Genomic DNA, 12,505 nt, shown 5'->3' with positions numbered 1-12,505 from the left:
CTTATTCTAACAATGAAGTGCATTTTTTTATGCTATATATGCGAATAACTTTCTACTGTAAACTAATCACAATAGATAACTCTGCCTATAGATAAAGTTATCTAACTGCAGAAGTCACCTTTATTTCATCCCCCCTGCTTCACCACAATATACTCCAATCCTCAAAAGATACAATTACTACTACATCAATTTTTTGATCCACTTAATGCAATCCCTTCAATAAACTGCTTTTGGAAAATAAAGAAGGCGATAATTAGTGGAATAATTGCCATGAATGATCCAGCCATCACTAAAGGATAATTAGTAGCATATTGTCCGTTTAGAGTTGCCAAGCCCGCAGATAGCGTCATTTTGTCTGGGGATGTATTTACAATCAACGGCCAAAGCAAAGAATTCCAGCCATATAGCAACGCAAAAATCGATACTGAAATGAGCGCAGGTTTAGACAAAGGCAGGATAATACTGAAAAATATACGTAACCTGGAGCAACCATCAATAACGGCGGCCTCTTCCAATTCTTTTGGGATTGTCATAAAAAACTGTCGCAGCAAAAATGTACCAAAAGCTGAAAACAGACCTGGAATAAATAAAGCTGGAATTGTATTTAATAGATTCATATCTTGGATGATTAAGTATTGTGGAAGTAAAAATATTTGCCCAGGAACCATTAAAACGGATAACATCAGGATAAATAATGTCTTCTTAAAGGGGAATTCAATTCGTGCAAAGGCATAAGCCGCCATTGCAGAAAGAAACACTTGTCCTAATGTGATGACCGCCGTAGAAACGAAAGTATTTAAATAATATTGACTAAAAGGTAAAAGTGTAAAGATGTCGCTAAAGTTATTCCATTGGGCAACTTCAGGAAAAAACTTTGGAGGAATACTGATTGATTCACTTTTTGTCTTGAGTGCAGTTAGCACCATCCAAATAAAGGGGAACACCATCATAATGGAACCAAATATAAGTAATACGTGAACAACCCATTTTCCTTTGTTTTTTTTCTTCATCATCTTGTCCACCTCTTATTCATAATGCACCCATTTCTTTTGAAATCCAAAATTAATAACGGTAATGATCATAGTTAAAAGTAATAAAACAACGGTAATAGCGGCGCCATATCCTTTGTCATTTAATATAAACGCATGCTTATAAAATAAATAGGCCAGGGATTGGACACTTTCAAGAGCCGGATTAGTCTGGGAATACATTAGAAAAATCAAGTCATACACCTGCAGTGCAGAAATCAGCGACGTAATCAAGCTAAAAAAGATTGTCGGAGTTACTATCGGTAACGTAATCTTAAAAAACTTTTGCAAGGAACCAGCCCCATCTATTTCTGCCGCTTCATAGAAAGATCTCGATATTCCTTGTAATCCAGCTAAGAATATAACTATTGAAGTACCAAGGGAACTCCATATACCTACAATAATTAAAGATATCATGGCTGTGTTTGAGCTTGTCAGCCAAGCTGGTCCCTGAATACCAACCTGAGCAAGGATTTGATTTATAATTCCGTAGTCTGAGTTATACATCCATTTCCAAATCATAGCGACTGCAGATGTCATCGTAACAGCCGGAAGAAAGTAGATAACCCGGTAAAAAGATACACCCTTTATTTTGTTATTTAAAAGAGTTGCGATTAATAATGAAATGACCATCGAAATAGGTACAGTAAATATAGAATAGATTATGGTGTTTTTCAAAGCTGATAATACTTCTCCATCTCCAATTAGCTTCTTATAATTAGCAAGTCCGGTGAAAGTATTTCCACCGAACATGCCCCATTTTGTAAATGAATAGAAAACGCTTTGAATCATCGGAAAAAGATAGAAAACGAACAATCCAAGAAATAGAGGGCCGATAAAAAATATAGCTGCCAATATATCTCTTCTCTTATATTTCGATCTTTTATAAGGGATTACGTTACCGTCGTTTTTTGCCAAATCAATCATTCCCTACTCGATTATTTTTTCAATAGTTCATCCGCTTGCTTGGCCAATTCTAAACACGCTTCTTCCACTGTTATTTCACCTGTCCATGCTTTTGTTAGTATATCAGCCTCAATTGCAATGGCAGCTGAGTTATTTTTCTTATTCGGAAGCGGTACTGCATACTCGACAGCATCTATGAATACTTTTAGGTTTTTATCTGGATAAGCATTCATCCATCCCTCTTGTGAGCCTTCATAGGCTGATAGAACCTTTCCTGAGTTAGCGGTATGCTCATTCGCTTCTTTAGTAGAAAGGTAAGCAACCCATTTTTTAGCAGCTTCTTCATTTTCTGTTTTGGCAGAAATAGCATTCGCTAAGGCATTTGACGTTGTAGCTCGGATTTCACCTTTTGGCATAGGTGCCACATCAATATTCTCTATCCCGTATTCATCAGTAAAATACGTTGGTACCATATAAGAACCATCCAGAGTCATAGCAATACGTCCATTTAAAAACAATTCGGATACTGTCGTACTAGCCATTTCTTCAACTGTTGGACTGGATCCTTCTTTAACAAAGTCATACCAAAATTGTACGCCAGCTATCGTTTTTGAATCAGAAAAACCAGACTTTGTCCCATCCTCAGCAAACGGAGCTCCTCCACTCTGTAATAACGTTTCATAATATCCACCCTGCCACGTTACTGGCGCAGCCATGCCATAAATATTCTTGTCTTTATTTGTAAGCTTCTTGGCTACTTCTCTCCATGTATCCCAAGTCCATGTGTCATCCGGATAGGCAATGTTTGCTTCATCGAAAATCTTTTTATTATAGTAAAGTGCATGTGAATCGAAATCCTTTGGAATTGCATATAGCTTCCCATTTCTTGTATAGGAATCCAAATATTGTTGAGGGAACTTATCTTTATCAAATTCAATGTCATCTAAGGGAAGGACAACCTCATTATCAATATAATCAGGTACACGCGGGAAATTAATCCAAAAAACATCTGGGGCATTATTTCCTGTTATGGCTGTTTCTAATTTTGTCCAATATTGCGCCCACGGTGTGATTTCAAACTTTACTTTAATACCTGTTTCCTCTTCAAATTCTTTTGCGAGCTCTTCATAAATTGGCGCTTGCTCCTTATCCCATAAAGCATAAGTAATTTCTTTTCCGTCCCCTTTAGCATCGGACTTAGAATCATTCGAACAACCAACCAACATTGCACTGATAATCAAGAAAAAGACTGCTAACCACTTTACTTCCTTTTTCATAAATATCCCCCTTTAATTTGGTCTTACTTGCTTAATATATATTTCATAGCATTGCTGGTGTCATATGCTAGTTGTATCGAGTTTTCTTTGTAAGGACTTAACTCACAAATCACATCCCCGTTGTATCCTATTTCTCTTAGAGCCTCCATAAGAGACGACCATTTCATATCTCCGCTTAAAAGACCCGTAAATCCACGTATATTCCCTATATCCTGGCGAAAATCTTTAATGTGTACCTTCGTGATTCGTTCACCTAAAATGCGCACCCACTGCTCTGGAAAGCCAAATTGCAACACATTTCCTGCGTCAAAATAAGCCTTTACCGAAGGATGATTGATTTCATCAAGGAAACGACGCATCTCAAGTGGGCTAAGTAAAAATTTATTCCAAACATTCTCCACACCTATAACAATTCCGAGTGGTTCTGCATATATAGCTAATTCTTTTAGAGCCGATTGAGCCAAGTCATAGCAGTCATCATAACTATTTGTTTCCGTTACAACACCAGGGACGATTAATACAGTATCTCCACCAAGGACAGCACATACCTCAATCATTTTCTTAGCGATTTCTAATCCCTTTACCCTTACTTTCTCGTCGTATGAGGTCAGAGGGTATGTCCAATGTAAGCTTGTCGCAATACTACTGATTGGTAACTGATAAGTCACTGATAAATTTTTGATTGTCTCAAGCTCTAACTCTGTAGTTTCAAGGGTTAAAGCTGGGTTATCTATTAACCCTAATTCAGAAGTAATGGAATCCTGAGGCATACTTTCAGACATATTCAGTTCAATTGAATCGAATCCAGCTTCCTTTGTTACTTTAAAAGTAGTTTCCAATGATAAATCAGGTGAAAAACACCAGCTATTTATACCTTTTCTCACTTTCTCAGCCTCCTTTTAATTAATTACTCTGTTTCCTTTTTCAATCGATTGATAGGCCATCCTCGCCATCTTTACAGTGAATAGGCCATCTTCTCCTGATACTGGTGAAGGCATATTTTGATCAATGGCGTCTTTGAAAGCTTTTATCATGGCCATATCCATATCTTCTTCGTAATATGTAAAAGCAGGACTTGCTTTTTGATTGTAGAGTAATGCCTTTCTTCCAAATCCATCGGCGTGAATCCACCCTTTATCTGTGACCAATGTAAGTGAGGCATCACCCCATACTGGATACTCTTTAGGTCTGTTCCATGATGTATCCAGACTCATAAATGTCCCATCCGTAAATGTCACATGCAAGAGCCCTGTATCCTCCACATATGACTCACCAAGTAAATTCTCACCTCTAGCAAATACGGAATCTATTTGAGGAGCAAAAAACCAATTTACTAGATCTGCCATATGAATCGTATGATCAATGATAGCTCCTCCGCCAGAGAGTTTATTCTCTACAAACCAACCACCAGGTGATTTACCATGATTTGTGGCATTAATTGCAATTAGCTTTCCGCATGTCCCTTCGTCTATCATTTGTTTTAAGGACTGCATAGGTTGAGAAAAGCGAACTGGATGAGCAACCATCAATTTAACACCAGCGGCGTAGCAAACCGAAATCATCTTTTCAGCATCTTCAACCGTAAGTGCCATCGGTTTTTCGACAATCACATGCTTCTTATAAGCAGCAGCTGAAACAGTATATTCACAATGAAACACATTCTCTGAACAGATCAGAACCGTATCAATATCTGTTTGCAAAAGGTCATCCAATTGTTCATATGGGAAAATCCCATACTTTTCACTAAATTGAAACATTTTCTCCTTATCCCGATCATAAATACCGACAATTTCAATTCCAAGTGTCTTTAAACATAATGTGTAGCTATACACGTGCATATGAGCACAACCAATGATTCCTACTTTCATGAAGATCCTCCTTTCTCTACCAAAGCCACTTGCCCTGTCTGAAGACTTTGGATTGCTTTACCCCACCATTTCTCAACACGATCATCCTTCATATATTCAGGATTAATCTCAAGCACTTGCAGAAAATCTGATTGTAAAGCTTGTTCAACTGACGAATCAAACACATACAACCCAGTTGTTCCGGCTATCTCCATTTGTTTTATGTAGATTGATCGACTTGGTGAAAAATCAAAAAAGAGGTTAGCTACCGTCCTATCCGTAAATTGACAAGTGATTAGCCAAACATTTTTTTCTTGGCTTGCAGACGTATTAATATCTTTCAAATCCTGATTTATATGAATGTTAGATATCCAATATAAAGCTTCCTTTATATGCTGAGTGATGATTTCAAATGGTTTTTCTGGAGCATGGAAGTTATATCGAATAAAGGTAACGTTCCCTACATTCCCTTCTCGGACTTCTCTTAGGGCAGCTTGATCTTCTAACTTCACAGAGAACCCTCCATTACAATATATTTGTCCTCTTCAATTGATTGTTGGGCAGCAATGACTAGCTCAGAAACGGTGAAACTACTTTCCAGATTAGAACGCGGTTGAGCCCCTGTTTGAATACAATGAAGAAAATCCAAAATCATTTCAGCGTCTCCTCCACCATGGCCAACTGTATTCTCTATTTCGTAGACTAACTTTTCTTTTTTCAAACGATCATGAACTATGATTCTATTGTTCTCATCATCAAAGTATAGCTCACCCTTCGTACCAAAAAACTGAAATTCCCTCCGATAATAGGCTGCAAATTGGCATAATGTATACGTAACTTTCGCTCGATTTTGGTATTGAATTAGCAGAGCCTGATGATCATCTACATTTACCTCAGAATCAAACACACAGTGATCTGGCCAACTTTCTTGCCACTCAATTCCTTTATGCTTCTTGATATTAATTAGGCTCTCCTCACATGTCCATTTATGCTGACATGTTCGACAGTGCAGTTCTTCCTTTAAAGGAGATCCAAACTTTTTGATGGACCCAGGTTCACCAAACACTTCTAAACCTCCAAATGCTGCTACCTTTACCGGCTTGGCTCCAATCATCCAAGATAAAATATCCAGACTATGTGTAGCCTTTTGAAGTAATAAACTGTAGGACTTAGATTTCAGCCTATGCCAATCATGAAAGAATGCGTAACCACCATAGTTAATGTGGTCTGTTCCATTTGCAAGGAATATATCGCCAATAATTCCACTGCTTATTAAGCTTTTTGCTTTAAAATATAATGGTGCGTATCGCAGGACATAACCAACCTGAAAAACTTTTTTATAATCTTTTAAGGCGGAACGAATCATAGAGATTTTTTGCAATGAAATATCTAGAGGTTTTTCGCATAAAATATGTTTGCTAAATTTTATCGCTTCTAAAATAATTTCAGCATGGGTATCATCCGGAGTAGCGATAAAAACTGCATCCACATCCGTGCTCTTTAGCAAGTTTCGATAATCAGTGGTTGATCGAATTTGTTTTTCTTCAAATAAGTTAAAATTTGTGCCTTGTTCATCACATACATAGACTACTTCTATTTCTAGATGAGGAATTAGGGACTGAAGAGCGAATTTACTGCCTCGATTGCCTAATCCTATAACTCCGAACCTAATCAACTGCTTTCTCCCCTTCTTCTTTCAGCCTCAATTTATGTTCAAATGCTTGAATCGACCTGGCATATTCACTCGGACTTAATCCAGTTTGTTGTTTAAAGCAATTCGAAAAATAATGAACTGAATCAAACCCTAAATTTTGAGCAATAAGTGTAAAGCTCAAGTTATTTTCTCTGATTAAGACTTTTGCCTCTTCCATTCGAAGCGCCTTAAAGAAGGACATCACGGTATATCCCGTTTCTTCTTTAAATATTTTCTTCAAATATGTCTTACTAAGAAAGAAATGGGTACATATATCATCTAAAAATAATTGCTTATGTAATCGTTCATTCATGAAATCGATAATGTCATTCACAATCGTTTTTTCAAACTTTTTCTTAGTTGCTCCGCTTGCACGTTGCTGATTGATTTCCGATGTCTCATCTCTTATTAATCGTATTAAAAACTCACTCAAGTACAAATACATCATCTGTTCCGCTCCAACCCTAGGGTTTGGCAGGCGTATATCGTCTCGATATATCCTTCCTAGACTTGGCTGGAATACATCTTTTGCTTCTTTTAAAACTTTAGCCAACAATTCTCTTTCTCCAGTTGCGACCCTCATAATTTTATTTTCGAAAAAAGACATGATTGGAGATTGACAAACAAAACTAATGACTAAGACATTAGGAGCACAAATTCCATTCGCCCACAAATTATGAAATTCGTTTGGTTTATGGAAAATAATATCTCCTTCTTTTAATTCGTAGCCTTCTTGATCAGCAGAAACCTCTAACTTCCCCTTATCTACATAGACAAATTCCCAAAAATCATGTTTTTCACCCGTATACCGATAATCCTTAGAAAACTCAAAATAATACAATGTTAAAATCTTCTCAATTTCAATTAGATATTGCGGTGGATGAATATTCCTAAAAAAATCAGCCCTCAGAAGAATCGCCACCTTTATTGGAAATTTCAGAATACTTATTTCCAATTATCACAGTATTTACCTAATATAGGTACTACTTTTTACTAATTCAGCCCTTTTTTACAAGAAATGGGACTTTAATTCTAAATATCAAAAGACTTCTTGATAGGTAAGGTTAAAGAAGATTTATATCTTAAATAAAATACTTTTGAAACCGACTGAGGAGGTTGCCCATGTTAAAAGTAGGAATTGTAGGATTAGGTTTTATGGGAAATGCTCATTTACAGAAGTATTTGAGACTGGAAAAGGAAGGATACCCCATTAAATTAGTATCTATTTGTGATGTGGATGAAAAAAAGCGGCATGGTAAAGTAGTGGAGGGGAATTTGGAAACAGGTAAAGAGCAGGTAGATTTCAGCCGGTTCACCTTCTATGAAAAAATGGAAGACATGATTAAGGATGAAAAACTAGATTATGTAGACTTATGCCTTCCAACGTACCTACATGCTCCACTGGCCGTTCAAGCAATGGAATTAGGTGTCCATGTCTTGTGTGAAAAACCGATGGCAATCTCAACAAAGGACTGCTCCTTGATGATTGAAGCCTCTAAGAAATATGACCGCCAATTAATGATAGGTCAGACTCTTCGTTTTTTCCCAAGTTATCAGTACTTAAAAGAAACAATTGATACGAATAGATATGGTCCTGTAATAAGTGCTTCATTCTTTCGAGGCGGTTCAACACCTATATGGTCTTGGGAAAACTGGCTCCTGCAAAAGGAGAAATCCGGTGGATGCTTACTTGATCAACATATTCATGATGTGGACACTATCAATTGGTTGTTCGGTAAACCTGTAGCTGTATCTACAAGCGGAAAAGTGGTTTTTGAAGGAAATGGATATGACATTGTATCTACTAACTATCACTATCTCGATGGCAAAGTAGTAAATGCCCAGGATGACTGGACAATTAAAGGTGATTTTGGATTTGAAATGCGCTACAGAGTGAACTTTGAAAAAGGAACCATTATTTTAGAAAACAATGTACTAACCGACTATCCAGCCGAAGGTAAAAAATTTGTGCCTGATATATCAAAAGAAGACGGCTATTATCTCGAAATTAAACATTTCGCTGAAGCAATAAGGCTGAATACCAGTGCCCAAGATGCAATTCCGTTAGAAAGCACAAAAGAAACCATATATATAGCAGAAAAAGAGCAAGAATCCGCAAACCAATATGGAAAATTGGTATATTTATAGGAAGACATACGGTCCATATTATTACAAAATAGAAAGAAGCCATACAGAGTTATTAAAATCTGTGTGGCTTCTATTTACTACTATTAATATCACCAATATTGTTGGAATCAATATTCAACTTCATTTTTTATACTTATTTAAAGCTGCCATTTTGGCCGCAATCTTGATTTGCTCTTCCATTAAGCTTTTTAATTGCATAAAGCTTGGATAAAAGTACGGTCTTGCCAATATAAAGGGCAAACGCTCTTCCACATTAACTGGTTTCCCCTTTAATTCCTTTAGACATGCAGGGAAGCCGCATAAATCTACAGGTACTTGATTTGACCAATACATAAACGATATATATAGTACAATTCCTTTTAACAGATATGGTTTAATTTCCTGCTTTTCTCTGTTAGCGAACATAATTTCCAACTGTCGAACGATTTCCGCCCATTCATTCGTCAACTGCTCCCTTATAACAGAGAAATCCTCCCAGGGCCTGTACAGATCATTGCCTTTAAAATAATAATACTCATAAGGAAAACCAAGATTGAAAATATCGTTATTCCATCTCAAAAAATCATTTTTATCAAGTTGATTGTACTCAAAATTAAAAGGTTCAAGATTTAATTCTGGTATATTCATTTTCCTTTTCCTGCTGCTTTCATTCTTTTTTTCCCTTCACGGCACAGTAGAAGCATAGGACACTCCTCGCATTTTGGCGATTGAGCTTTACAATGGTATCTACCAAAGAAAATCAATCGGTGATGGGTAATCGACCATTCTTCCTCAGGGATCCTTCTCATCAGCGTTTTTTCAACCTCTAAGACGGAGTCCTTCCATCTGCATATACCTAACCTTTTACTTACTCTCTCCACGTGTGTATCCACAGCGATTGCCGGTGTTCCATACGCTACTGAAACAACCACATTCGCTGTCTTTCTCCCTACTCCGGGAAGCTCAACTAATAAATCCCGGTCATTCGGAACTACCCCATTGTATTTTTCCAGTATAATCTGCGATAACTTCTGAATATTTTTCGCTTTATTTCTGTATAAACCAATTGAACGAATATCATTTTCCAATTCACTAAGCGGTACAGAAAGGAAATCCTCTGGTTTTTTATATTTTTGAAAGAGATTTTTCGTTACTTTATTCACCAAAGCATCCGTACATTGTGCCGATAATACTACCGCTACGGTTAATTCGAATGGATTGGAATGATTTAATTCGCAATGGGCCTCAGGAAACATCCTTGCCATTTCGTCGAGACAATATCGAATTTGTGTATTGGTAAGCATCTAAATCCCCCTCCCTTTATTCTTTATTTTTCGCGAATAAAAAGACCGGATAAAAGGATCTATCCTGGTCTATCGATTAAAGTCTATTCTAGCCAATTATATAATGGCAACTCTTTAGCAACGGGAACAGTTTTAGCAGGACTTTTTTTCGTGTAGCTTCTGAAGCGTTCACTATACGCCTTGGCTTGTTCCAACGTTTTGATACTGTGTTTCTTCCAATCGAACAAAATACGATCTATATATCTGAAACTGAGCTTTCCGGAGATAACGGCTTCTTTAAGAGCAGCCTTAACCAAATCAGGTGAATGCTTATCCTCATCCAGCCACATCGTTAATGTTTCACCCTCAAAGGGTGATAATGGACGGCCAAACTCCTTTTCAAATACGGTATATAAGGATTCACTCTTAATTACTTTCTCTTCAAAGTCGGTTTGCTTAGCTTCTTTTAAATAATGATAGGCCAATTTTTCAAATAATGGCTTGATTGAATAGCTCTCATAACCTGGTTTTTCATCCTCTGTAATATCTAAGAAACCATGCTGAACCAGTTTTCTGAGCAGGTTAGTACAGTCCATTTCAGTGAGGTTCATTACAGAAGAGATTTCAGCAGGAGTGGGAAATGAATTCCCGTTCATTGAAAAGTTTTCAACATGCAGTAAAAGCATCATCTCTTGTTCATTTAATCCCATCTCTTTGTAACTGCTTAACAAATAAGAGGGTATGACAACATTCGCCTGCTTAATCCAATTCGACAGATTTTTTATAGTCATAATTCGACACCTCACCTTTTAGTATACCATGTATGCTGATTTTGAAGTACGGAAAAATAAAACCTGACAATAAAATAAATTGCCAGGTTTTATTTGACTATTAAGGATATAGACGATTTAAAAGACGAGGGAATGGAATCGTTTCACGAACATGTTCCACACCGCTTATCCAAGCAACCGTTCTCTCTAGCCCAAGACCGAAACCAGAATGAGGAACGGAACCATATTGACGTAATTCATAATACCATTTATAAGCATCCATACTTAAATTATGTTCATCAAGTCTTGCTTTTAATAGATCCATATCGTGGATACGCTCTGATCCACCAATGATTTCACCATAGCCTTCCGGTGCAATTAAATCTGCACATAAGACAACATCATCACGGTCAGGAGCAGGCTGCATGTAGAACGGCTTAATTCCTGTAGGATAATGGGTGATAAACACAGGCTTATCATAGCTTTCTGCAATTGCTGTTTCGTGAGGAGCACCGAAATCATCGCCCCACTCGATATCATCAAAGCCCTTCTCATGCAAGAATTTAATTGCATCATCATAGGTAATTCTAGGGAATGGTGCTTTGATATTTTCTAATTTGGAAGTATCTCTTCCTAGCGTTTTCAGCTCAATCACACAATTTTCCAGTACAGATTGAACGATATAGGAAACATATTGCTCTTGAACTTCTAAGTTCTCATTGAACTCAACAAATGCCATCTCTGGTTCAATCATCCAGAATTCGATTAAATGACGTCGCGTTTTGGATTTCTCAGCACGGAATGTTGGACCGAAGGAGAATACTTTCCCAAGTGCCATTGCTGCCGCTTCCATATATAATTGTCCACTTTGAGATAGATAAGCATCTTCATCAAAGTATTTCGTTGCGAACAATTCTGAAGTACCCTCTGGAGCACTTCCTGTAAGAATCGGCGGGTCAACTTTTACAAAGCCCTCTTTATTAAAGAATTCATACGTAGCACGAATGATCTCATTACGAATTTTCATGACAGCATGCTGGCGCTTTGAACGAAGCCATAAATGTCTGTGATCCATAAGGAACTCAGTGCCATGCTGTTTCGGTGTAATCGGATAGTCAACTGCTTCTGCAATTACTTCAAGTCCTGTTACAAGTAGTTCGTAACCAAATGGGGAACGCTCATCCTCCTGAACAATACCTTTCACCCATACGGACGTTTCCTGAGTAATCTTCTTAGCGGTATTGAATAATTCTTCATCAACCTCTGCTTTGACAACTACGCCTTGAATAAAGCCTGTACCATCGCGCAGCTGCAAGAAAGCAATTTTTCCTGAAGAACGTTTATTGGCAATCCAAGCACCTATCTTAACTTCTTCATTAACATATTTATATACTTCATTAATTGTACATTTCACATTTTTTCCCTCCAAAGCTTAAACAAAACCAGGTTATGTACCCTATTCATTATACAAGTACCAAAATGGACAAGCAAATACAAAATTTCACCTGTACATGAAATAATCCATTATTTCATCGATCCTTTGCAGAAAACATCCATTCTCGCTTGCTCGTTTT

13 protein-coding genes are annotated in these 12,505 nt (G+C 37.2%); 1 reads left to right on the top strand and 12 read right to left on the bottom strand.

Annotated features, from left to right (window positions below; genetic code table 11):
• Window positions 1-185: 185 nt before the first annotated feature.
• From FHY45_RS09725 to FHY45_RS09690, 8 genes are read right to left on the bottom strand one after another with little or no spacing between them, the layout of a single operon-like run.
• Window positions 186-1,013 (bottom strand): carbohydrate ABC transporter permease, encoded by an 828-nt coding sequence (locus FHY45_RS09725; protein ID WP_139891755.1) that lies wholly within the window; start codon window positions 1,011-1,013, stop codon window positions 186-188.
• A 12-nt stretch (window positions 1,014-1,025) separates the two neighbouring features.
• Window positions 1,026-1,955 (bottom strand): carbohydrate ABC transporter permease, encoded by a 930-nt coding sequence (locus FHY45_RS09720; protein ID WP_139891754.1) that lies wholly within the window; start codon window positions 1,953-1,955, stop codon window positions 1,026-1,028.
• An 11-nt stretch (window positions 1,956-1,966) separates the two neighbouring features.
• Complete coding sequence (locus tag FHY45_RS09715; protein WP_139891753.1) at window positions 1,967-3,211, bottom strand: ABC transporter substrate-binding protein; 1,245 nt, start codon at window positions 3,209-3,211, stop codon at window positions 1,967-1,969.
• Window positions 3,212-3,234: 23 nt separating this feature from the next.
• Window positions 3,235-4,095, bottom strand: coding sequence for a sugar phosphate isomerase/epimerase family protein (locus FHY45_RS09710; protein ID WP_139891752.1), 861 nt, complete (start codon window positions 4,093-4,095; stop codon window positions 3,235-3,237).
• A gap of 15 nt (window positions 4,096-4,110) precedes the next feature.
• Window positions 4,111-5,079 carry a Gfo/Idh/MocA family protein gene (locus FHY45_RS09705; protein ID WP_139891751.1) on the bottom strand — a complete coding sequence of 323 codons (969 nt, stop codon included), beginning with the start codon at window positions 5,077-5,079 and terminating at the stop codon, window positions 4,111-4,113.
• Window positions 5,076-5,570: a hypothetical protein gene (locus FHY45_RS09700; protein ID WP_139891750.1), complete on the bottom strand. Its 495-nt coding sequence runs from the start codon at window positions 5,568-5,570 to the stop codon at window positions 5,076-5,078. The genes FHY45_RS09705 and FHY45_RS09700 overlap by 4 nt, the downstream gene beginning before the upstream one ends.
• Complete coding sequence (locus tag FHY45_RS09695) at window positions 5,567-6,733, bottom strand: Gfo/Idh/MocA family protein (protein ID WP_139891749.1); 1,167 nt, start codon at window positions 6,731-6,733, stop codon at window positions 5,567-5,569. Before FHY45_RS09695 ends, FHY45_RS09700 begins: the two co-directional genes overlap by 4 nt.
• A complete protein-coding gene (locus FHY45_RS09690) occupies window positions 6,726-7,592 on the bottom strand; it encodes an AraC family transcriptional regulator (protein WP_257469015.1) in 867 nt (288 codons plus the stop codon). Before FHY45_RS09690 ends, FHY45_RS09695 begins: the two co-directional genes overlap by 8 nt.
• Before the next feature lie 281 nt (window positions 7,593-7,873).
• On the opposite strand from FHY45_RS09690, the gene FHY45_RS09685 reads away from it, so the two are divergent.
• The gene (locus FHY45_RS09685; protein ID WP_139891748.1) at window positions 7,874-8,899 is read left to right on the top strand and encodes a Gfo/Idh/MocA family protein; all 1,026 of its coding nucleotides are present in this window, start codon (window positions 7,874-7,876) and stop codon (window positions 8,897-8,899) included.
• Between the two features lie 120 nt (window positions 8,900-9,019).
• Here the strand turns inward: FHY45_RS09685 and FHY45_RS09680 are convergent, their stop codons facing one another.
• From FHY45_RS09680 to asnS, 4 genes are all read right to left on the bottom strand, one after another.
• Window positions 9,020-9,526: a YpoC family protein gene (locus FHY45_RS09680; RefSeq protein WP_139891747.1), complete on the bottom strand. Its 507-nt coding sequence runs from the start codon at window positions 9,524-9,526 to the stop codon at window positions 9,020-9,022.
• The gene (gene nth / locus FHY45_RS09675) at window positions 9,523-10,182 is read right to left on the bottom strand and encodes an endonuclease III (RefSeq protein ID WP_066107366.1); all 660 of its coding nucleotides are present in this window, start codon (window positions 10,180-10,182) and stop codon (window positions 9,523-9,525) included. Before nth ends, FHY45_RS09680 begins: the two co-directional genes overlap by 4 nt.
• Before the next feature lie 83 nt (window positions 10,183-10,265).
• Entirely contained in the window at window positions 10,266-10,952 is a 687-nt protein-coding gene (locus tag FHY45_RS09670) for a DnaD domain-containing protein (protein ID WP_139891746.1), read from the bottom strand.
• A 100-nt stretch (window positions 10,953-11,052) separates the two neighbouring features.
• A complete protein-coding gene (gene asnS / locus FHY45_RS09665) occupies window positions 11,053-12,345 on the bottom strand; it encodes an asparagine--tRNA ligase (protein WP_066107371.1) in 1,293 nt (430 codons plus the stop codon).
• Window positions 12,346-12,505 lie beyond the last annotated feature (160 nt).

Source organism: Bacillus sp. D386 (assembly GCF_006346415.1).
Note: the sequence above shows the minus strand (reverse complement) of the source record. Positions and strands in the feature narration are given on the sequence as shown.

Bases quoted from the DNA above. Each gene is read 5' to 3' on its own strand.
- FHY45_RS09705 (WP_139891751.1), bottom strand. From the start codon at position 5,079: ATGAAAGTAGGAATCATTGGTTGTGCTCATATGCACGTGTATAGCTAC.
- FHY45_RS09670 (WP_139891746.1), bottom strand. From the start codon at position 10,952: ATGACTATAAAAAATCTGTCGAATTGGATTAAGCAGGCGAATGTTGTC.
- FHY45_RS09715 (WP_139891753.1), bottom strand. From the start codon at position 3,211: ATGAAAAAGGAAGTAAAGTGGTTAGCAGTCTTTTTCTTGATTATCAGT.
- FHY45_RS09685 (WP_139891748.1), top strand. From the start codon at position 7,874: ATGTTAAAAGTAGGAATTGTAGGATTAGGTTTTATGGGAAATGCTCAT.
- nth (WP_066107366.1), bottom strand. From the start codon at position 10,182: ATGCTTACCAATACACAAATTCGATATTGTCTCGACGAAATGGCAAGG.
- FHY45_RS09725 (WP_139891755.1), bottom strand. From the start codon at position 1,013: ATGATGAAGAAAAAAAACAAAGGAAAATGGGTTGTTCACGTATTACTT.
- FHY45_RS09720 (WP_139891754.1), bottom strand. From the start codon at position 1,955: ATGATTGATTTGGCAAAAAACGACGGTAACGTAATCCCTTATAAAAGA.
- FHY45_RS09680 (WP_139891747.1), bottom strand. From the start codon at position 9,526: ATGAATATACCAGAATTAAATCTTGAACCTTTTAATTTTGAGTACAAT.